Origin of the sequence: Mucilaginibacter sp. CSA2-8R (assembly GCF_038806765.1) — a bacterium.
In the GTDB taxonomy this organism is placed as follows: domain Bacteria; phylum Bacteroidota; class Bacteroidia; order Sphingobacteriales; family Sphingobacteriaceae; genus Mucilaginibacter.
Map to the genome: position 1 here is coordinate 1,169,049 of NZ_CP152389.1, position 21,125 is coordinate 1,190,173.

A 21,125-nucleotide genomic window follows, 5' to 3' on the forward strand; every position below is an offset into this window, starting at 1 on the left:
AGTTAGATAGTCCTCAAATATATCATTGTAAAAGTTGAAATTATACGTTTTGCTTAAAAAGCATAGACAGCTGCAAGCACAAACTGTGAAGCTGATTTTGTAGGCATACCACTGCTTTTGATATACGGTGTTGACTTACTGGCATTGTCTAACCTCACTTCCGGAATAAAAGTAAGCCCGCCTGCTTTTACATTAGCAGTTAAGGTAAAAGCCTTAACCGAGCTGCCCGGAGGGATGGCCGAGTAAGAACCACCAGTTGCGGTTTTGTTTTTAAAATACTCACCTCTTAAACCTAAAGCTACTGCGCTTGATATAGCGTATTGCGGGTACAATGCCACACCGGCAAATCCGCCGCCGTCATTAGGTGCCGAAAACGATGCAGCGTTTAGTCCCATTTTAAACTTATCGGTGATTTGATAGGCAGTAGTTAAGTCTAATTCAGTACCCGACATTTTGCCACTTAATACATTCAGATAAGCATTCCAGCCTTTTACCGGGCTAACCATTAGCTGCCCTCCAAAGGTGGATACCTCTTTGTTAGATTCATATACGTTCCAGTTGTCATTAAAAATACCTGCCATCAAGCTCACTTTGTCCGAAAATGCATAAGAAAACTTTAAACCTGCGTTCTGGAATGGGCCGTTGGTAAACAAGTAAGATGTTGAATAATTGAAGTTACCACTTGGTGCAATAATTTCGTAACCAACAAAAGTAGCCATGTAACCGGCAGTTACATTCAGTTTATCGGTAAGGTCATACCCTACATATAAGTTTTGGATGTGAAAGCTGTTGCCGTCGGCACTATTTGGGATAGATTGATACTGGCCCCGCGGACCAAAAGATAATTCGCCTACAAATAATGCTTTGTTGTACTTCTTTTTAACGCCCAAATCAATCATGCCTATCGAAACAGAATTGGCCTCGTTGGCAAAACTGGTCTGGATGTTGGCATTTTTCCTGCCCGCAAAATCAAGTTTATAGTACGTATCTACCGACCCAAAAAACGTTAAACCAGGGTCGGCGGGTACCGGCGTTACTTTGGTAGTGTCTTGGGCCCTGGCCGTTAGCAAGAGTGATGACAGGGCAGCAGCGAGTAAAAATGTTTTTTTCATGTGAGCTTGGTTTTTGGGATGAGTGTGTTAAAATCAATTGTAATTTGAATTGTATAGGCACAACAATAGCTTACCGTCCATTTTTTTTGTTAAAAACGGATAGCCAAAACAGGTTGGTCCACGAAAAATAAAGCGAGTAGGGATAAACAAGCGCTGCATCAAGGTAAGCGCAGCGCTTGTTTTATAATATTGGTATTATAAGGTTGTAGATAACCTTTGAGAAGTGTAGCGTTCGTCGTGCTGGCTAGCATCTAAACCCATTTCTTCTTCTTCGGTAGTTACACGAATAGGTTCAATCAGGTTAACCAGTTTAAAGATGGCAAACGATACAATAAAGCTGAATGGAATTACAACGCATAGAGCTTTAAGCTGAGTTAAAAAGAATGCTGAATCGCCGTACAGCAAACCGTTAGGGCCTGCACTGTTTACAGTTTTAGTAGCAAATATGCCGGTTAAAATCATGCCTACTATACCACCTACACCATGGCAAGGAAATACGTCTAAAGTATCGTCTAAAGCTGTTTTATGTTTCCATTGTACCACCAGGTTAGATATGATAGCTGCAATAAAGCCGATAAAGATACTTTGCGGAATAGCTACGTAACCTGCCCCCGGCGTAATGGCTACCAAGCCAACTACCGCACCTATACAAAAACCTAAAACTGATGGTTTTTTGCCGCGCAATACATCAAAAAACATCCATGATAAACCTGCAGCACCGGCAGCAGTATTGGTAGTTAAAAATGCAGAAACCGATAAAGCATTAGCGCCTAAAGCAGAGCCGGCGTTAAAACCAAACCATCCGAACCACAACAAACCTGTACCAATTAATACGTAAGGGATGTTGGCCGGTGGCACTTCGATACCTTCGATGTGAGATTTACGTCTTTTTAATACTAAAGCACCCGCTAAAGCTGCACAACCAGCAGAAATATGTACTACGGTACCACCAGCAAAGTCGAAAGCGCCCATTTTAGCTAAAAAGCCGTCAGGATGCCAGCTCCAATGCGCCAACGGGGCGTAAACAAATAAGCTGAATAAAACGGTAAACAGTACATAAGAAGTAAAGCGGATACGCTCGGCAATGGCACCAACCACCAGTCCCGGGGTGATGATGGCAAACATCAGCTGGAATACCGAGAATAATGACTTAGGAATAGTAGGCGCAAATACCCACGGTGCACCCGAGTTTACACCTTTAAAAAAGAAGTGTGTAGACGGGTTGCCGATAAAACCGTTAATAGAATCGCCAAAACAAAGGCTGTAACCTACCACAATCCAGATAACAGTTACAATACCGGCGGCTACAATACTTTTAATCATGGTTGATAACACGTTTTTACGGGTAACCATACCACCGTAAAAAAAGGCCAAACCAGGTGTCATCAAAAACACGAGTGCTGAGGCTACGATAATCCAGGCTATATCTGCGGGATTGTACTTACTTGCATCAGCAAAATCAGCCTGCGACGGTATAAATATCGCCGCGACAGCCACAATGAGCAAAATGATAAATGGAAAAAATCTTTTCATGCTTTTTAAATTTTTGTTAGGGATTGTAGGTTTTTTTTGAGATAACTGCCTTTAATTTTCATAAAAATATAAAACTGATTGATAATATTTAAAGAAATTATAAAAAAAATGTAAAATATCTTTGCTTAATGCGTTTTAGCAAAATTAAGTTCTGATGAATATAGTGTTTTCTTGTGTTTTTATGACCGATGTGGTTTTTATCTTCTATATAAGGTATATAAAGCATTAAATTTTATGATATTATCTTAAGAATTATAGTTCATCTGAAGTTGTAACGATTTTGAAGTGAAAATAGAAGAGAGTGGATCTGTTTTACAATTGATACGGAGTTTGACGATATCAAAACGGATTTAATTTTTTAAATGCCAGCAAACGAGGAAAACAGGTGCGTTTGAAAATAATATCAAAAAAAGATAATTTAAATTATGAAAATTTAAATCGGATAGCTTTATTTGTAAAGATAATTGCTGTATATCTGCTAAAAATTAGCAACATTTTGTTTTTTGTATAAATATTAACTTATTAACCTGATAAATTTAACAAATGGCATCTAAACTCGAGTACATCTGGCTTGACGGTTACAAACCAACTCAAAGCTTACGTAGTAAAACTAAAATCGAAAAAGATTTTTCTGGAAAATTAGAAGATTGTCCTAATTGGAGCTTTGACGGTTCATCTACAGAGCAGGCACCAGGTGGTTCATCTGATTGTATTTTAAAGCCGGTATTTATTTGTTCAGACCCACAACGTAAGGATGCTTACCTGGTAATGTGCGAAGTATTAAGTGCTGATGGTACACCACACGAATCAAACGGCCGTGCTACTATCCAAGATGATGACAATGATTTCTGGTTTGGTTTTGAGCAGGAGTACTTTTTATGGGACCCGGAAACTAACAAACCGTTAGGTTTCCCGGTTAACGGTTACCCTGCGCCTCAAGGTCCTTACTATTGTTCGGTAGGTGCTAAAAATGCATTTGGCCGCGAGATTGTTGAAGAGCACTTAGATGCTTGTTTAGACGCTGGTTTAAATGTTGAAGGTATCAACGCTGAAGTTGCTGCCGGTCAGTGGGAATTCCAAATTTTTGCCAAAGGCGCTAAAGAAGCTGGTGATCAAATTTGGGTTGCCCGTTACTTATTAGAAAGAATCGGCGAAAGTTACGGTGTATCTATCAACTGGCATTGTAAACCATTAGGTGCCTTAGATTGGAACGGTTCTGGTATGCACGCTAACTTCTCTAATACTACATTGCGTACTGCTGCAAGTCAGGAAACTTATACCAAAATATTAGAAGCTTTCCGTCCGGCAGTAGCTGAGCACATCGCCGTTTACGGTGCCGACAACGAGCAGCGCTTAACTGGTAAACACGAAACTGCTTCTATTAACGATTATAGCTATGGTGTATCTGACCGTGGTGCTTCTATCCGTATTCCGTTATTTACAGTACAAAAAGGATGGAGTGGTTACCTGGAAGATCGTCGCCCTAACTCGGCAGCCGATCCATATAAAGTAGCTGCCGTAATTATCAAAACTGTAAAATCTGCAGTTTTATAATTAAGCCTAAATATAAAACAACGAGGCCCGCTAAATTTTTAGCGGGCCTCGTTGTTTTATTACTTCCAGGATATGTCTTTATATCTGAAACGTTATTTCCTCATTGGTGTAATTAATCAGGTCAAGTTCGCTTTGGTTTTCAAATCCGTGTAATATGAACTGTACTTGCCGGAAGCGTGAGTTATAATCGCCTTCTGCCTTCAACAATTTAACCGTTTTTGATAACGGATTGAAGGTAATAGTGCGTTTATGATAGTTTCCCTGCTCATAATCGTAGCTAACGCCATCATCTTCATAATAGGCGAGGCTGGTTATAGCATCTCCATTCCATATATTTAATTGCAGCACGCCATCACCGTTGTCTTGGGTGCTCTGCGTAAAGTTTTGCATGGGGATGATACTGCCTGCTTTAACAAAAACAGGTAAGTCATGCAGCGGTGCACTTACAGTGTATTCTTTTTGACCTTCAAAAGTTTCATTGCTGCTTAACCGGTACCAATTACCTTGGGGTAAATATACTGTAGTAGTAAGTGATGTACTAATTACGGGTGCCACCAGTAGGGCATCGCCAAACATAAACTGGTTTTGATAGTCTTCATGGTAAATCAGCTCATCGTGAGTATAAGTGATCGCCAGTGTACGGCATACCGGCATGCCGCTTTGTGAGCTTTCGTGAAAGGTTGAATACAGGTAAGGTAACAAGCGATAACGTTGTTCAATTGACTTTTTAATCAATTCCATGTTGTCGGTACCGTACTGCCACGGTTCGCGGTATTCAGAAAACCGAATGGCATGGTTACGGTACATGGGGGTATAAGTACCTAAACTGTTCCATCGTACCATTAATTCAGGTGTAGGGTTGCCGCTAAAGCCACCTATGTCTACACCTACCATAGCCATGCCGGTTATGCCCAAACTATTTACCAGGCGCGCACCTAACAGCAAATGGTCGTCGTTAGCGGTGTTATCACCCGTCCACACCGCCGAATAGCGCTGTGTGCCGCAATAAGCTGCCCTGGTAAGTACAAAAGGTCTTTTATTACCTAATAACTTGCGGGTGCCATCGTAAGTAGCTCGCGCCATTTCCATCCCGTAAACATTGCGCACCTCGGGCATAAACTTATCGCCAAATTTTACCATCCATGGTATGTTTTGGTTCCAAACGGCAGGCTCGTTCATGTCGTTCCAAAAGCCCTCTACACCAGGTTCGGTTAATGCCTGAAATGCAGCGCCCCACCATTCGCGCACATCTTCTCTAAAAAAATCGGGAAAATGACAACGGCCGGGCCAAACTTCGCCAGTATAATTTTCGCCGTTAGGATAGGTGGCAAAGTAACCGCGCTCAACGCCCTCATCGTATTGCTGGTAACCTTTCTCTATTTTAATGCCTGGATCAACAATGGTCACCAGTTTAAAGTTTAATGCCTTCAGCTTGGCTATAAATTCGGCAGGTTGGGCAAAAGTTTCCTGGTTCCAGGTAAATATCTTAAAGTCCTGCATGTAATCAATGTCACAGTACATCACATCGGCCGGAATGTTAAGATCCCTGAACTTTTGAGCAACATCCAGCACTTCCTGTGCGCTCATATAACTCCATCGGCATTGCTGATAGCCTAAACTCCACAAAGGCGGCATTTCCATGCGCCCGGTAAGCCAGGTATAATCTTTAATGATTTCGGCTACCGTTGGTGCTCCAAAAAAGTAATAGTTCAAATCACCGTCGTCTGCTCCAAGCCATATAAACTGGTCGTCGGTAGATGCGGCAAAGTCAAAGTAGCTTTTATGGGTGTTATCCAGAAAGTATCCGTAGGCTAATTGGCTATGTACTCCTATAAAAAACGGAAACGACTCGTAAAGCGGGTCAGTTTTAGGGCCATAATCTACCGCGTCGGTATTCCAGTTCACATACTGACTGCCTCGCCGGTTTAAATTGCCTGCCTTTTCGCCCAGGCCTATAAACTTTTCATCGGGCCGCAATTCACGGTAATTAGTAACGCGGCTGTTTTGCCAGTTGGTGCCAAAACGTTCGTCGTCGCGGCTAATTAGTTTGCCGTCGGTCGTATAAAATGAAAAGCGTAAGGGCGACTTGTTGATACGCAACACCAAAGCTGTTGTAGATATGGTAACTTCTTGCTCTGTTTCCTGGTACGGTATTTCAGTAACTGGTTCTCTAATTACGGCAAACGATTCATCCTTATTTTCGGGATGCTGTGTGATGTTTACCCGGATAATGCCTGGACTGTAAATAGATACCTGTGCTTCGGCCTCGGCAGTTTTAATGATAAGCTTATTATTTTGCTGATGAATGCTTTGCAGCGAACTTAAAGAGTGAAATTGCATTTGCTAGCGGTATAATGAATTATTGAACCGCTGATAGAACACAAATGCACAAGCCTTAGTTTGAAAACAAAATTTTTAGAAACCGAACTTGATAATTATCTGCTCATACAAACATATGGTATGCAAGATTTAAAAATGAATAGTATAAAACAAAAGCGTCCGACTTTGTTAAATCGGACGCTTTTGTTTTATTGTTGATGATGGAGCTTATGACCAAAGGTTTGATGGATAAGTGCCATTGTTTACCAGTTCTGCAATGCTGGCTTCTACAATTGGCTTATCTTCTTTATAAGTAACACCAAACCATTTGTTACCGGTTGGGATTACCTTAAACTTGGCAGTTCCGCTTTTAATTAACTCATCTGCAACTAACGGTATAAAAAACTCTGCTTTAGGGTTGTTCTCGTTAGCGTCAACAAAGCGCTTAAACATATCTTCGCTTTGTTTAAATACAGCCGGGGTAAAGCCCCAGAAGTTCATACTTACACGAGTGTCGTTAGGTAGCTCATGCTCGCCGGTGGCATCTTTGTAAAATACTTTACCGTCTTTAAAATAAACTTCGGTACGCTCGTTGATTTCAACCATGTTGCCGTCTTCAACTTTACATACACCGCGGGATACAGAACCGTAATCAGATAAAGTTCTATCAATCTGATAGCCCATTAATGAGTAATTATCATCAGCCACTTCGGTGGTTAAAAACTGCGCCATTTTTTCAAAGGCTTCGTAGCCATAAAAGTCATCAGCGTTAATTACACAAAAAGGTTCGTGTACCTGGTTGCGTGCTGCTAAAACTGCATGGGCAGTACCCCACGGTTTAGCGCGCTCAACAGTTTTATCAATACCAAACTGAGTTAAATCGTAGCTTTGAAAAACATAATCCGTTTCTACACGGCCAGCTAACTTAGGTTCAAATTTTGCTTTAAAGGGCTCTAAAAACTCTTCACGAATGATAAAGCTTACTTTACCAAAGCCGGCTTTAATGGCATCGTAAATTGAGTAATCAATAATGGTTTCGCCGTTAGGGCCAAAGCCATCCACCTGTTTCATGCTGCCGTAACGGCTGGCCATACCTGCGGCCAAAATTAATAGTGTAGGTTTCATAGATTGTACTAGGCAATAAATATAGGTAAAAAAATATGAGCTATAAATATTGCCCCTTTACCTTATTTAAAATATAATGTTTATTTAATATATCTAAAATCGTGTCCTGCTTCAATATTAAGCAAAGTTTCATAGATAAGACGTATCACATTGTCTACATCTTCTTTATGAATCATCTCTACCGTAGTATGCATGTAGCGTAGCGGCAATGATATTAAGGCTGATGGTACACCGTCATTTGAATATGCAAAAGCATCTGTGTCGGTACCTGTTGAGCGTGATGAAGCCTGGCGCTGGAAAGGAATCTCAGCTTTTTGTGCCGACTCAATTAATAGTTTGTTTAGGTTATTCTGCACTGCCGGCGCATAAGATACCACCGGTCCTCGGCCGCAAGCCAAATCGCCTTGAGTTATTTTGTTAATCATCGGCGTTTGGGTGTCGTGCGTTACGTCTGTAATGATGGCTACATGAGGTTTTATTTTATGGGCTATCATTTCGGCACCACGCAGGCCTATTTCTTCCTGTACGGCGTTTACAATGTATAAGCCAAACGGCAAAGTTTGTTTGTTTTCTTTAAGCAAACGAGCCACCTCTGCTATCATAAAGCCGCCGGCACGATTATCTAATGCCCTGCCAACGTAATAACGGTTATTCATTACGCTAAACTCATCCTCGTAAGTAATTACACAGCCTACATGAATGCCCATGGCTTCTACCTCTTCTTTGCTGGTACAGCCACAATCCAGGAAAATGTTTTTCAGGGTAGGAGACTCTTCTTTGTCGCCACCCTGGCGGGTGTGGATGGCAGGCCAGCCAAATACGGCTTTAACTACACCCTTGTCAGTATGGATGTTGACCCGTTTAGAAGGTGCAATCTGGTGGTCTGACCCGCCATTGCGAATTACATAAATTAAACCATCGCTGGTAATGTAATTTACAAACCACGAAATTTCGTCGGCATGGGCCTCAATCACCACCCTATATTCAGCATCTGGGTTAATGATGCCAACGGCGGTACCATAGTTATCTACATAGTAAGTATCAATATAAGGTTTTAAATATTCGAGCCACATTTTCTGGCCTTCCCATTCAAAGCCGGTTGGCGATGGGTTATTAATATATTTCTCAAAAAATGCCAGAGAAGTATCATTCACCACGGCAACGTGCTGTGGTTTATTATCGTTTTCGTTTTCAGCCATATGTTTATTCAGGATATGTATGATGACAAATATAGTAAAGCTGCCGACTTCAGGTAAAAAAGACCCTTAGTTTGCTTATGCCATAAATTGTTAATGCGTTAATATAAGGTTAATATATGAAGCGTTGTTTTGCGGTAAGTAAAATTTTCAGGAGTTAGTAGTTTTCAAGGCCGGTTTGCAAAATTGAACCGGCTTTTTTAATAAGCGGTTTCTCCATTTTTATATAAGCAATATTATTTTGCTCAAAAGATTGGCCCGAAACTGTAAAGCCTACTTTTTCATAAAATTGGGTAGCCGTTGTACGTGCGTTACACCAAAGCAGCGTCCCTTTTTGTTGTTGACAAAAGCTAATAACGTAATTTAAAAGGCCGGTGCCTATGCCTTGTCCTTGATGGTTTGTAGCTACAGCAAATTTCCGGAACTGATAAGTAGTGCCGTTTTCAAAGAGGGAAATAACACCAACTAACAGGTTATTGCTAAAAGCTCCGAAATGTAAACCATCGGCATCAACAGGCATTTGCATAGCTGCCAGGGGTTTAGCTGGGTATAGTACCTCACGGCGCAGGCGCCAGGTTAACTCTGGTCTTATTTGTTCAAAATGCACAGCAGTAAAACAATAATAAATTACAAGTGTTTGCTGCGGGTAAGATTAAGGTAAAGAAGACCAAATTTGGTAAAAAATCGTTATCATTGCAGTTAATGAAAATCAGGACTAACAAAATTCTAGTTTGCTCGCTGTTTATGATAATCTTCATGGTGAAGATGATTATTTCGGTGGCGCCTGTTTTTCTGGTGCTCAATAATAAAACTGTAAATGCTGCCATTATGCAGCTGGAGCAGGAAAATAAAAGCGAAAAAGACGACCCGGATAAAGAGGGCAGTAAAGAAAAAAAGTTTTTTGACGAAGAAATGTATTGCATCTATCCTACAGTACAGATCCATTTAGAAGTCGAAAAGCCGGCGTTATTGCACGCCTGTCAGCAACTATATCACGAAACTCACCATTTGTCGGTCCCCACACCGCCTCCAAATTACTCTATAACGTAAGCCTGTTTAAAACTTAATGCTTAATTAAGATTTGATGTTACTACCCGTAAAGTTTGGTTACTAACAGTCAAAATCATAACTCTTGGTATGATTAAATTTTATTAGGCTTTTGTTATACACGGATGTAGCAACATGTTTTCTGCAATAATTGTTGCTTAAAACATGTTGCTTGCACTTAATCAATCTGTTGTTTTAACGTGTCTTCGCTTAAAAGGGCGAACGGTGTGAAGCAACAACACCTGATTAGTTATTATAATGCTGAAAGAGCTTCAGGGCTTTCGTCTGCTTACTGTTACTCAAGATTAAACAACAAACTATTGCAAAACAGCCATGATGTTAACATGTGATTCATCACTGTTAACATCATGCAGCCCTATCTTAAATACGTTATCATTTAATTGAATTACAATTGCTTAGTACAGTGATTGTGGTGTTTGATAGGGTAAAATAAAAGTATATAAAATATTATAATGAAGAACCATCATCTTGTTGAAGTTCTCACGCCTTGGCAGAGGCTTTTGCGCATACTGCACTATGAGCGCTCAACTATCAATTACATATTTATTTATGCCGTGCTTATAGGCCTCATTGGCCTTACATTGCCATTAGGCACCACGGCAGTGTTTAACCTGCTCTCTAACGGAGCAATGTATAGCTCTACTTATATACTCATTGCCGTTATATTGGTGGGCATTATTGTAGGCGGTTTATTGCTTATAGGCCAGCTATCTTTAGTGGAAGTTATTGAGCAAAAAATATTTGCTAAAACGGCACTGGAATTTGCTTTTCGTTTGCCGCGCATTAAAAGAGAGGCATTGGAAGGCGAGTATCCACCCGAACTGGTAAACCGCTTTTTTGATATACTTACCATACAAAAAGGACTTACCAAGTTACTGGTTGATATAGTTGCTGCGGCAGTACAAATATTTTTCAGCGCTATCTTACTGTCTTTTTATCATCCGTTTTTTATTGCCTTCGGTTTATTAATCATCGTTTTTATTGTAGGCATCCTCTTGCTGTACTTCAGGAGGGGTGTAGAAACCAGTATTGAGGAGTCTGAGTACAAATACGAAGTGGTAGCTTACCTCGAAAGCGTAGCGGCCGATTTAGAACCTTACCGCGAAAGTGAAGCTAAGCGTTTAGAGGTTGTAAAGCAAACCGATGCCATTACTGCCAATTACTTGCAGGCCCGTAATGAACACTTTAAGGTACTAAAAAAGTTTTTCGGTAGTGCTATTGCCATGCGTACTATTTTGATGGGGGGCTTACTATTGTTAGGGTCATTTTTTGTGGTAAACCGTTCAATGTCATTCGGCCAATTTGTGGCTGCCGAGGTTATCATTGTACAAATTAGCTACGCTATTGAAAAACTCATGACTAACATGAATACTGTATTTGACATGGTAACCGGCGCCGAAAAACTGGCCGTAGTTACCGATCTTGAATTGGAGAAAGGAGATAAACACCATGAGTAAGAAATCTCCTGAATTGGAACAAATAGAAAATTGGGAAGAGCTTTCGACCCAGTCAGTTGCTAACGTTTTACCCGACCGTGGGCCACGATTACTCGGGCGCATATTAATGGGGATATTAATTGTTATTATTATTATCCTGCTGCTGCCGTGGCGGCAAACTATACCCGGCAAAGGTACAGTAACGGCTTTACGTCCCGAAGACCGCCCGCAAACCGTGCAAAACCAAATTGGTGGCCGTATTGAGAAATGGGCTGTGCGCGAGGGGCAGGAAGTTAAAAAGGGCGATACTATCCTGGTGATTTCTGAAACCAGTCAGTCTTATTTTGACCCTCAATTGCCTCAACGCTTAAACGAACAGCTGGATGCTAAACGGAACAGCGAGGGCGCTGCTACGCAAAAAATCAGAGCTACCAATGCTCAGATTGAGGCTTTAAGTAGCGGCTTGCGTTTCCAGCTAAGCGCTGCGGAAAACAAAATTACGCAGGCGCAAAATTATGTAGACATCGACCGTGCTGACCTGAATGCGGTGCAGAAGTTTTACGAAATTAGTAAGGCGCGTTTAGCCCGTTATGAGGCCGGCTACAAAAGTGGTTTATTTTCGCTGACTGATATAGAAACCAGAAGGTTGAAACTGCAGGAGGATTACGCTAAGGTAATTAGTGCACAAAACAAACTGAATAACTCTAAACAAAACCTGATTAACGCCCGCATTGAACTGGATAATATCAGGGCAAAATACCAGGAGTCGTTAGCTAAGGCACAATCCGATTTAGGGTCGGCCATATCAAACCGTGCCAGCGTACAGGGCGAAATATCAAAGCTTAAAAATGATACTGCTAACATTTCTGTTAGGCGTTCATTATACATCGTTCGCGCTCCGCAAACCGGTTTTGTAGTTAAAACGCTAAAAGCGGGTATTGGCGAAAATATTAAAGAAGGAGAGTCGGTGGCTACGCTGCAACCTAAAACGCCTTTGGTAGCTGCAGAGCTTTATGTAGCTGCGATGGATGTGCCATTGATTGTGGATACCAGTGATGTAAGGCTGCAGTTTGAAGGCTGGCCTTCTATACAGTTTGCCGGCTGGCCATCAGTTGCGGTGGGTACATTTGCCGGAAAAATATTTGCTATTGACCGCGTAAGCAGCGCCGGCGGAAAGTACCGTGTACTCATCAGACCGGAAATTCCGGTACCGGCCAATGATGAGCCATGGCCAGAACAACTGCGCCAGGGTTCGGGCGTGTATGGCCGTATCATTTTAAGATCGGTACCTGTATGGTACGAGATATGGCGACAGCTGAATGGTTTCCCGCCAAGTTTAGAAAAAGAACCATCGGCAGATATAAAAGATAAAAAAGGTTGATTTTGAATTGCACAGCAAAAAAATTACATGCATATACAATATATAAAGCGTAATCAGATTTGCCTGTTGCTGGTGTTTTTGTTAAATATTACAATCGCCTTTGCACAAAATAAACAGGCAGCTGATACAGCTAAAGTTTTTTCGCTCGAAGATTTGCAGATGCAGGTGTTTAGATATCACCCCATCATTAAGCAGGCAGCATTACTTACCGAGTCGGCCAGGGCAAACGTCTTGCAGTCGTTAGGTTATTTTGACCCGGCTTTAAAAGCTCATTTTGGTAGCAAGATGTTCGGCAACACCGAATATTATAATAATTGGGACAGCGAGTTAAAGGTTCCGCTTTGGCTGGCAGGGGCCGACCTGAAGATTGGTTATGACCGTAATGTAGGAACGTATACAAATCCCGAAACACGTACTAATCTTTCGGGTTTAACCGGGGTGGGGTTAAGTATCCCTCTGGGGCAGGGATTGATAATAGACTCGCGCCGTAGTACCCTTAGGCAGTCTAAAATTATGGTGCGCTATGCCGAAGCCGAACAGGTTAAGCAAATTAACAGCACCTGGTATGCCATTGTAAAAGATTATTGGAACTGGTATTACTCATTTCGGCAAGCTAGGCTATCGCAAGAGGGTGTCGATTTAGCTCAAACCAGATTTAGGGCGGTTGCCGCGCAAACTACTTTGGGCGATAAAGCACCTATCGATTCGGTAGAGGCATACATCACGGTGCAGGAGCGTATTGTACAACTGGAAAAAAATAAGGTTGAACTGCAAAATGCACGTTTGATATTATCTAACCATTTATGGGACAAAGATGGAAACCCGTTAGAATTACCGGCAAATGCCGCTCCGCAACCGGTAGCGGCTAATGTTACCAGGCCATCACAGGCTGTATTAGACACCTTGGTTAACCAGGCGTCTGATCAGCATCCTGAGTTGGTTAAGCTGCGTACCAAAGGCAGCCAGCTGGCGGTTGAGCGCAGCTACCGTCAGGAAATGCTTAAGCCTAAAATTAATGTAAGTGGTACTTTGCTATCCAACCGCCGGAGCCTGGTAACCAATGTGCCCGGTTATTATGATTTTAATTGGAGCAATTATAAAGTCGGCCTTGATTTTTCGTTTCCATTGTTTTTACGTGCCGAACGCGGGAAACTGAAGGAAGTAAAATTAAAACAACAAGAGTTGAACTACGATTTACAACAGTCAGGGCGCGAAATCAGGAACAATGTACTGTCGTCGTATAATGACCTGAGGGCTTATGAATCGCAGTTGGCTGTACAGTTGCAAAGTGTAAAAAACCAGGAGGCACTGCTTAAAGGCGAATCCAATAAGTTTGAATTAGGAGAAAGTACACTTTTCCTGATTAATAGCCGCGAAACTAAATTAATTGATATGCGCATCAAACTGGAAAGCATGGTTGCAGGTTATCAGAAAACGCTGGCCGAACTGTACTACAAAGCGGGTACCCGTCAAACGTTAATTGCCCAACCTTAACTATTTGCTTTAATTGTTCAGGAACTGCTATTTTTACAACTCATAAAAACTAACACTATGTGTGCAACTACCAAAACTGAGCTGGCCATTCATGATACCAGCCATATTACTTACGAAAGCCTATTAGAAGGGAACGAAAAGTTTATTGAAGAAGCTCTGCAAGTAGACCCGCAATTTTTTGAAAAATTAGCCAACGGTCAAAAGCCGCCTGTGTTGTGGATTGGTTGTGCCGACAGCCGTGTGCCGGCGGATAGGATTACCAATACTAATCCGGGTGAGATTTTTGTACATCGTAATATTGCCAACGTAGTTGTACACACAGATTTAAATTTATTATCGGTATTGGACTATGCGGTAAATGTGCTTAAAGTTAAGCATGTTATTGTAGTAGGGCATTACGGTTGCGGTGGTGTTGAAGCTGCCATGGGCAACAGCCAGTTAGGTTTGATTGACAACTGGCTGAGAACCATTAAAGACGTTTACCATAAATATTCGGACGAGCTTGCAAAGATAGATGATCATAAAGAGCGCTTTAATAAGATGGTGGAGTACAATGTAATCGAGGGTGTTGAAAACCTTTGTAAAACCACTATAGTGCAGGGGGCCTGGAAAAACAAACAGGACTTAAGTATTCACGGTTGGGTTTACGCACTTAACACCGGTAAAATTAACGATCTTAAAGTAAGCAGAACCAGCAGCGCTGATATGGATCCGATTTACAAATTCGAATAATTGCTTCAAAACAGCTATAAAATGTTAAAAAGCAGGTGGTTGTCCACCTGCTTTTTTTATTGCTTTTATGTTCGTATCTTTGAGTAATTGTCCGGCTAATTAAATCCGGGTTACTAAACTCATCATGATACTGCACGGTCTGTGCAGTTTTTACATATACGTCATTATCAATACATGTTATTTCAAGATTTAAATTTAATTGAGCCTATTCTTAAAGCGTTAAAAACCGAAGGATATACTCAGCCCACTCCTATACAGCAACAGGCTATACCTATCATATTACAACGTAAAGATTTATTAGGCTGCGCCCAAACCGGTACCGGTAAAACAGCGGCATTTTCTATCCCTTTGTTGCAAATATTGCATCAGGAACGCTCACAACATAAGGAGCAGAAAACCATTAAGGCGCTTATTTTAACGCCTACCCGTGAGTTGGCCATACAAATTGACGAAAGCCTTGCCGCTTATGGTAAGCATACCGGTTTAAAACACCTGGTTATTTTTGGTGGTGTGTCTCAAAACCCGCAAACAGAGGCTTTAAGACGCGGCGTGGATATATTGGTAGCTACACCTGGCCGTTTGCTGGATTTGATGAACCAACGTTTTGTTCACCTGGATCATCTTAAGTTTTTGGTATTAGATGAAGCAGACCGTATGCTGGATATGGGTTTCGTAAACGATGTGAAGAAGATTTTAGCTAAGGTGCCTGCCAAACGCCAAACCTTGTTTTTTTCGGCTACCATGCCAAAAGAAATACAGCAACTGGCAGATACTATCTTAAACAAGCCTGAAAAGGTAGAGGTAACCCCGGTATCTTCAACAGCTGAAACCATCCAGCAGGAAATGTTTTTTGTTGATAAAGGCGATAAAAGAGCTTTGCTTAACCATATCCTGAAAGATAAAAGCATCCAGACGGCACTGGTATTTACCCGTACTAAGCATGGTGCCGACAAAGTAGTTAAAGACTTGATCAGAGCCGGTATTACTGCCGAGGCCATCCATGGTAATAAATCGCAAAATGCGCGTCAGCGTGCGTTAAGCAACTTCAAAAACCGCAGCACCCGCGTACTGGTAGCAACCGACATTGCGGCACGTGGCATTGACGTGGATGAACTGACACACGTTATTAACTTTGAATTACCTAATGTGCCCGAAACTTATGTACACCGTATTGGCCGTACCGGCAGGGCAGGGGCAAGTGGTATAGCATTTTCGTTTTGTGACCATGAGGAAAAGGAATTTCTGAAAGATATTCATAAACTTATTGCTAAGGACATACCGGTTAACGACCAGCACCCTTACCCAATGAAACAAATGAACTCTGTTGAGCGGATAAAAGAAGAAATGAAAGCTACATCGGGGCAGCGCCAGGGTAGATCCCGCAGTAATCCGGGACAACGTTCCGGCCAGCGCCGCTACAATGGCAACAGGAGCGGATCAGGTAAACCTAAAGCCGTTTAAAAATTATCGGGCTGCGTTGTAAGATTCAATCTTTCAATTTATTTTTGTTATCCATTAAATCCGCTCTTAAAGTATGAACCGTGCTGTTGAACTGTTAAAGAATAAGTATTTTCTGATAACGATTGCCTTTGTAATATGGATGTTGTTTTTTGACAAAAACGATTTATACTCACAATTTGAACAACACCGGCAGTTAACAAAGTTAGAGCAGGAGCGCGACTTTTACAGTAAGGAAACCGCTAAAGTGAGTAAAGACCTGGATGAGTTATCATCAAACCCGCAGAAGCTCGAAAAATTTGCCCGCGAAAAATACCTTATGAAAAAAGCAAATGAGGATGTTTTTGTCATCGTGAAAGAACATAAAAAGGAAGAGTAAAAAAAAGCCGTCGCTAATAACGACGGCTTTTTCGTTACAGCGGTTAGCTTAAATCACTCCATACAAGCTTCCGCCTTTTTCGCCCATTTTGTCTACCAGCTTTTCAATGGCAGGGTCTTTTTCAAGTACGGGTGCATGGTGTGGTTTAATGCGGGCGTCAATAATTAGCGGGCCGCGGCAACCCCAATGTTTATGCTCGGTAAAACTGTGAATACCATAAATATCATGTGATGGGTTGCTGCGGGTAAATGTTACCCACACTAAGTTGTTAATATTTTTTGCGGTAAATCCGGCGTTATCACATAACACCATTAATGGCAAGCCGGGTAAATCCTCGTCTTTTATAGCATGATCTAAATGGTCTAAAGCTGCCGTTAATTCTTCAGGCTTGGTGCCTTTGCTAACTTCAATCGCCAATACGCCGGGCATTGCCATTTTAAATACATCAAACGGACGTGGCAGTGTAAAGCCTGGGGGTAATTCTGTCCATAGCTCGCGCTTTTTATTGCCTGCTACGGTAATAGCTACTTTACTGCCGCTGTTTAAGCCGCTGCCGCTGTAATCGAGTGTATCAATCGTGGTTTTGGTATAAAAGTGAAGGTCACGCGTAAGGTCAACTCGCTCCAGCATATGCTTTAAAAATCCGGCAATGTCATTTACGTTGAGGGTTGGGTCGTCTTCTTTAGCCGCGATAAATAAGTATTTGGCTAAACTTAGTTGGTTTTTACCTAAAATATGATTGGCTATGGTTAGTATTTCTTGTGGCTGCCGCTCTTTAATGTAGGGTGTGTAACGCTCACTGCCTATGGCAAAAAGCAGTGGATGAACCCCGGCAGCGTCCACTGCATTGACGGCATGCAGGCCAGGGATTTCGGAAGGCAAAGCAGAGCCGGTAATTTCGTGTATCAGGGCGCCAAAGCTGGTATCTTCTTGTGGCGGACGGCCCACCACGGTAAAAGACCAGATGGCATCCTTGCGGTGGTACACATTATGCACCTTCATCAGCGGGAATGGATGCGTTAAGCTGTAATAACCCAAATGGTCTCCAAATGGACCTTCAGGTTTATTTTCGTGCGGCATCACTGTTCCGGTAATCACAAAGTCGGCATCGGCCGATATGAAAAAACCTTCAGCATCATAAAAATAACGGAAACGGCGTTTGCCTAAAGCCCCGGCAAATGTCATTTCAGATAAGCCTTCGGGTAAAGGCATTACAGCGGCTACCGGATGAGAGGGCGGGCCGCCTACAAAAACACTTACTTTAAGCGGCTGCCCCTTGGCATTGGCTTTTGTTTGGTGTACGCCTATGCCCCGGTGCAATTGGTAATGCAAACCAATCTCTTTATCAGTAATGTATTCATTACCCCCTAACTGTATGCGGTACATGCCCAGATTGGCGTTCATCACGCCTGGTTTATCGGCATCCTCAGTGTATACCTGGGGCATAGTCACAAAAGGACCGCCATCCATAGGCCAGTTTACAATTGGGGGTAACGCGCTGATTTGCGTGCGACCGAAATTTACAGGTGCACTTTTACCTGTTTTCATAGGTAAGGCCGACAGGGCAGTAAGTGCCACGTTGGCATAGCTAAACGGTTTCTTAATAGCCTTGATAGGATCTGTTTTTAAATCAACCAGCGTTTTTATTTTTTGGAGCGTATCCCTGAAAATAAACCGCGACCGATCGAGCGTACCAAACAGGTTAGATGCTGCCGGAAACCGGCTTCCTTTCACATTTTCAAATAAAATGGCCGGCCCTTGGTGTTCGTAAACACGCAGGTGTATGGCGGCCATTTGCAGGTAAGGGTCAACTTCTTCTTTAATACGTATCAGGTGTCCGTTTTTTTCTAAATCAATAAGGCAGGCACGTAAACTCGGGTATCCCATGTAATGGCAGTTTTATCAAAGGTCAAAATTACTTAAAATATAAAGAGCCGTAAGGTTTGATTTTTAGTGAAACTATTTTATCACTGACTTGTGGTTTAAGAGAAAATAATTTAACCCTATGGAAACCGCAGCATTAAAATTAGAAACAACAAAAGAGTTTAAAGTACCTGTACAACAACTGTATAAAGCATGGATAACGCCCGAAGACTTAAAGCAATGGTGGAAGCCGTCAGAAAATCACTTAACTACGGTAGACCTTGATATTAAAGAAGGCGGTAAGCTTAAGTATGAGTTTGCAGGCAAAGAAGATAAAACTACCCTTGTAATTACCGGTGAGTATAAGGAAGTGAAGGAAAACGAAAAGCTGGTTTATAGCTGGAACTGGGACGTGCCGGCAGATGTAATTAAACCAAGCGAACACGTGTTAACCATTGAGTTTATGAGCGAAGGCGAAGGCAGTAAAATCCATGTGGTACAGGAGAACTTTGAAAACGAAGAATCAATTACACCGCATAAAGAAGGATGGGAAAAGGCATTAAATGACCTGCAATCTTATTTAAACAAATAAGATCAGGCATAAAATCGTTATTTTAGACAGTGTATCATCCCATACACTGTTTTTTTATGTCTCAATTTTTGAAATCAGTCAGGCTAAGCATCATTGCTTCGGGTATTGCTTGTTCAGCTTTTGCTCAAAAAAGTGCTGTTGTAACCCCGGCATTTAGCGCCGCTTCTTATACCAGTTATGTCAAAGCATTATCGGCCGATTACATGCTGGGACGTATGCCTTTTTCCCGCGGCGAAACCAAAACGGTAGCTTACCTCGAAAAACAATTTATCAACCTGGGTTTAAAGCCTGGTAATAAAGGGAGCTACGTACAGCAGGTGCCTATGGTTGCTATCAGCTGTAATCCGCAAAACACCATGAACATTAGCACAGCCGATGCTAACTTTAATTTAGATGGTGGAAAAGACTATGTGCTCTGGACGCGGCGCACGTCTGCCACAATCGACCTGAAGAATGAGGATTTGGTGTTTGCCGGTTTTGGCATTACCGCTCCCGAGTTTCACCATGATGACTATGCCGGGCTGGATGTGAAAGACAAAATTGTGGTGGTGTTGATTAATGACCCAGGATATTACGACCACCAGCAGTTTAAAGGTAAAACCATGACCTATTATGGCCGTTGGACTTATAAGTACGATGAAGCTGCCCGCCATGGCGCCAAGGGTTGTCTTATTATTCATGATACCGGCCCTGCGGCATATGGTTTCGGCGTAGTACAAAACAGCTGGCGGGCTACCAAATTGTACCTTGACAGCCGTGGGCACGAAACTTACAAGTGTGCCATTGAGGGCTGGCTAAACTTGCCTGCTGCCGAACGACTTTTGCAAACTTGCGGTACTAATTACAAAACTTTACTTAACAGTGCTTTGCAACACAATTTTAAAGCTCAGCCACTGCCACTAAAATTAAGCACATCATTGGTAGTAAATGCCACGTACAAGCAATCGCATAACGTAATTGCCATGATACCCGGTAGCCAAAAGCCTGATGAATGTGTTATTTATTCAGCACATTGGGATCATTTGGGTATAGGCAAGCCAGATGCAAATGGAGATACCATTTATAACGGGGCAGTGGATAATGCCAGCGGCACAGCGGCTTTATTAGAGCTTGCCCGTGCATTTAAACAAAATAAAGTTAAACCGGCTCGCAGTGTGGTGTTTTTATCGGTTACTGCAGAGGAGCAAGGCTTATGGGGATCGGCCTGGTATGCCGAAAACCCGGTATTTCCGAAAGATAAAACCGTTGCCGATATTAATATGGATATGTTTTACCCATACGGCAAAACCAAGGATATTGGCCTGGTAGGTTACGGGCAATCTGAATTGGAAGATTACCTGCAACAGGCAGCCAAGGTGCAAGGGCGTTATATTGCACCAGAGTCTGATCCGGCCAAAGGAATGTATTTCCGGTCAGACCATTTTAATTTTGCTAAGGTTGGTATTCCGGCTTTGTATACCGAAAGCGGTGTTGACTTGGTAATTAAAGGTAAAGCCGCCGGTTTAAAAATGCACGATGATTTCACAGCCAACCATTACCATAAACCCTCAGACCAATTCAGCGCAGCTACATGGGATGTAAGCGGCACCCTGCAAGATTTACAGTTACTTTATCAGGTAGGTTACAAGCTGGCTTCGTCAACCACCTTATGGCCCAAATGGAAGCCGGGTTCGGAGTTTAAAGCTATACGTGAAGCTTACAAAAAATAGGAGTGGTAATATCCGTTATTATGTTTCCGGCTTTTGCTTTTTTCTTGTCACTGCACGATTTAATGTAGAAAAAGATACCAATCCAAATCAATCCTTTAATCAAAAAAAACAGGAAACCGGCCAAGCCTATGCGTTTGAGCCATTTAATCATGAGTGTAGTAAATATAAAATTTC

17 protein-coding genes are annotated in these 21,125 nt (G+C 42.0%); 10 read left to right on the forward strand and 7 right to left on the reverse strand.

The features are described from left to right. Window positions 1-53 precede the first annotated feature (53 nt). A complete protein-coding gene (locus AAGR14_RS05115) occupies window positions 54-1,112 on the reverse strand; it encodes a porin (protein ID WP_342647515.1) in 1,059 nt (352 codons plus the stop codon). A 195-nt stretch (window positions 1,113-1,307) separates the two neighbouring features. Beyond that, on the reverse strand, window positions 1,308-2,645 hold the full coding sequence (locus AAGR14_RS05120; RefSeq protein WP_342647516.1) for an ammonium transporter: 1,338 nt from the start codon (window positions 2,643-2,645) through the stop codon (window positions 1,308-1,310). 543 nt (window positions 2,646-3,188) lie between these two features. On the opposite strand from AAGR14_RS05120, the gene AAGR14_RS05125 reads away from it, so the two are divergent. Continuing rightward, window positions 3,189-4,199, forward strand: a complete 1,011-nt coding sequence (locus AAGR14_RS05125) for a glutamine synthetase beta-grasp domain-containing protein (protein WP_342647517.1) — start codon at window positions 3,189-3,191, stop codon at window positions 4,197-4,199. A gap of 78 nt (window positions 4,200-4,277) precedes the next feature. Here the strand turns inward: AAGR14_RS05125 and AAGR14_RS05130 are convergent, their stop codons facing one another. The 4 genes from AAGR14_RS05130 to AAGR14_RS05145 all read right to left on the reverse strand — a co-directional run bounded on the left by AAGR14_RS05130 (window position 4,278) and on the right by AAGR14_RS05145 (window position 9,446). Beyond that, a complete protein-coding gene (locus AAGR14_RS05130) occupies window positions 4,278-6,539 on the reverse strand; it encodes a glycoside hydrolase family 31 protein (RefSeq protein WP_342647518.1) in 2,262 nt (753 codons plus the stop codon). Between the two features lie 207 nt (window positions 6,540-6,746). Then, on the reverse strand, window positions 6,747-7,643 hold the full coding sequence (locus tag AAGR14_RS05135; RefSeq protein WP_342647519.1) for a sugar phosphate nucleotidyltransferase: 897 nt from the start codon (window positions 7,641-7,643) through the stop codon (window positions 6,747-6,749). An 80-nt stretch (window positions 7,644-7,723) separates the two neighbouring features. Continuing rightward, complete coding sequence (locus tag AAGR14_RS05140; protein WP_342647520.1) at window positions 7,724-8,842, reverse strand: M42 family metallopeptidase; 1,119 nt, start codon at window positions 8,840-8,842, stop codon at window positions 7,724-7,726. A 154-nt stretch (window positions 8,843-8,996) separates the two neighbouring features. Beyond that, the gene (locus AAGR14_RS05145; protein ID WP_342647521.1) at window positions 8,997-9,446 is read right to left on the reverse strand and encodes a GNAT family N-acetyltransferase; all 450 of its coding nucleotides are present in this window, start codon (window positions 9,444-9,446) and stop codon (window positions 8,997-8,999) included. Window positions 9,447-9,595: 149 nt separating this feature from the next. On the opposite strand from AAGR14_RS05145, the gene AAGR14_RS05150 reads away from it, so the two are divergent. The 7 genes from AAGR14_RS05150 to AAGR14_RS05180 all read left to right on the forward strand — a co-directional run bounded on the left by AAGR14_RS05150 (window position 9,596) and on the right by AAGR14_RS05180 (window position 16,787). Beyond that, a complete protein-coding gene (locus AAGR14_RS05150; RefSeq protein ID WP_342647522.1) occupies window positions 9,596-9,889 on the forward strand; it encodes a hypothetical protein in 294 nt (97 codons plus the stop codon). 470 nt (window positions 9,890-10,359) lie between these two features. Next, window positions 10,360-11,364 carry an ABC transporter ATP-binding protein gene (locus tag AAGR14_RS05155; protein ID WP_342647523.1) on the forward strand — a complete coding sequence of 335 codons (1,005 nt, stop codon included), beginning with the start codon at window positions 10,360-10,362 and terminating at the stop codon, window positions 11,362-11,364. Continuing rightward, entirely contained in the window at window positions 11,357-12,724 is a 1,368-nt protein-coding gene (locus AAGR14_RS05160; RefSeq protein WP_342647524.1) for a biotin/lipoyl-binding protein, read from the forward strand. The genes AAGR14_RS05155 and AAGR14_RS05160 overlap by 8 nt, the downstream gene beginning before the upstream one ends. 27 nt (window positions 12,725-12,751) lie before the next feature. After that, window positions 12,752-14,218, forward strand: coding sequence for a TolC family protein (locus AAGR14_RS05165; RefSeq protein ID WP_342647525.1), 1,467 nt, complete (start codon window positions 12,752-12,754; stop codon window positions 14,216-14,218). A 57-nt stretch (window positions 14,219-14,275) separates the two neighbouring features. After that, window positions 14,276-14,950, forward strand: coding sequence for a carbonate dehydratase (gene can / locus AAGR14_RS05170; protein WP_342647526.1), 675 nt, complete (start codon window positions 14,276-14,278; stop codon window positions 14,948-14,950). Window positions 14,951-15,124: 174 nt separating this feature from the next. Then, a complete protein-coding gene (locus AAGR14_RS05175; protein WP_342647527.1) occupies window positions 15,125-16,411 on the forward strand; it encodes a DEAD/DEAH box helicase in 1,287 nt (428 codons plus the stop codon). Between the two features lie 73 nt (window positions 16,412-16,484). Continuing rightward, the gene (locus AAGR14_RS05180; RefSeq protein WP_342647528.1) at window positions 16,485-16,787 is read left to right on the forward strand and encodes a septum formation initiator family protein; all 303 of its coding nucleotides are present in this window, start codon (window positions 16,485-16,487) and stop codon (window positions 16,785-16,787) included. 48 nt (window positions 16,788-16,835) lie between these two features. On the opposite strand, the gene AAGR14_RS05185 is transcribed toward AAGR14_RS05180, so the two are convergent. After that, window positions 16,836-18,674: a UbiD family decarboxylase gene (locus tag AAGR14_RS05185; RefSeq protein WP_342647529.1), complete on the reverse strand. Its 1,839-nt coding sequence runs from the start codon at window positions 18,672-18,674 to the stop codon at window positions 16,836-16,838. Between the two features lie 118 nt (window positions 18,675-18,792). Here AAGR14_RS05185 and AAGR14_RS05190 point away from each other — a divergent pair, with 118 nt between their 5' ends. Both AAGR14_RS05190 and AAGR14_RS05195 read left to right on the forward strand, forming a co-directional pair. Then, on the forward strand, window positions 18,793-19,242 hold the full coding sequence (locus AAGR14_RS05190) for an SRPBCC domain-containing protein (RefSeq protein WP_342647530.1): 450 nt from the start codon (window positions 18,793-18,795) through the stop codon (window positions 19,240-19,242). 56 nt (window positions 19,243-19,298) lie between these two features. After that, on the forward strand, window positions 19,299-20,951 hold the full coding sequence (locus AAGR14_RS05195) for a M28 family metallopeptidase (RefSeq protein ID WP_342647531.1): 1,653 nt from the start codon (window positions 19,299-19,301) through the stop codon (window positions 20,949-20,951). The last annotated feature ends 174 nt before the right edge of the window (window positions 20,952-21,125 follow it).

Excerpts from the sequence above, each read along its gene's own strand:
- AAGR14_RS05115 (WP_342647515.1), bottom strand. The coding sequence starts at position 1,112 with ATGAAAAAAACATTTTTACTCGCTGCTGCCCTGTCATCACTCTTGCTA.
- AAGR14_RS05120 (WP_342647516.1), bottom strand. The coding sequence starts at position 2,645 with ATGAAAAGATTTTTTCCATTTATCATTTTGCTCATTGTGGCTGTCGCG.
- AAGR14_RS05125 (WP_342647517.1), top strand. The coding sequence starts at position 3,189 with ATGGCATCTAAACTCGAGTACATCTGGCTTGACGGTTACAAACCAACT.
- AAGR14_RS05130 (WP_342647518.1), bottom strand. The coding sequence starts at position 6,539 with ATGCAATTTCACTCTTTAAGTTCGCTGCAAAGCATTCATCAGCAAAAT.
- AAGR14_RS05135 (WP_342647519.1), bottom strand. The coding sequence starts at position 7,643 with ATGAAACCTACACTATTAATTTTGGCCGCAGGTATGGCCAGCCGTTAC.
- AAGR14_RS05140 (WP_342647520.1), bottom strand. The coding sequence starts at position 8,842 with ATGGCTGAAAACGAAAACGATAATAAACCACAGCACGTTGCCGTGGTG.
- AAGR14_RS05150 (WP_342647522.1), top strand. The coding sequence starts at position 9,596 with ATGGTGAAGATGATTATTTCGGTGGCGCCTGTTTTTCTGGTGCTCAAT.
- AAGR14_RS05155 (WP_342647523.1), top strand. The coding sequence starts at position 10,360 with ATGAAGAACCATCATCTTGTTGAAGTTCTCACGCCTTGGCAGAGGCTT.
- AAGR14_RS05160 (WP_342647524.1), top strand. The coding sequence starts at position 11,357 with ATGAGTAAGAAATCTCCTGAATTGGAACAAATAGAAAATTGGGAAGAG.
- AAGR14_RS05165 (WP_342647525.1), top strand. The coding sequence starts at position 12,752 with ATGCATATACAATATATAAAGCGTAATCAGATTTGCCTGTTGCTGGTG.
- can (WP_342647526.1), top strand. The coding sequence starts at position 14,276 with ATGTGTGCAACTACCAAAACTGAGCTGGCCATTCATGATACCAGCCAT.
- AAGR14_RS05175 (WP_342647527.1), top strand. The coding sequence starts at position 15,125 with ATGTTATTTCAAGATTTAAATTTAATTGAGCCTATTCTTAAAGCGTTA.
- AAGR14_RS05180 (WP_342647528.1), top strand. The coding sequence starts at position 16,485 with ATGAACCGTGCTGTTGAACTGTTAAAGAATAAGTATTTTCTGATAACG.
- AAGR14_RS05185 (WP_342647529.1), bottom strand. The coding sequence starts at position 18,674 with ATGGGATACCCGAGTTTACGTGCCTGCCTTATTGATTTAGAAAAAAAC.
- AAGR14_RS05190 (WP_342647530.1), top strand. The coding sequence starts at position 18,793 with ATGGAAACCGCAGCATTAAAATTAGAAACAACAAAAGAGTTTAAAGTA.
- AAGR14_RS05195 (WP_342647531.1), top strand. The coding sequence starts at position 19,299 with ATGTCTCAATTTTTGAAATCAGTCAGGCTAAGCATCATTGCTTCGGGT.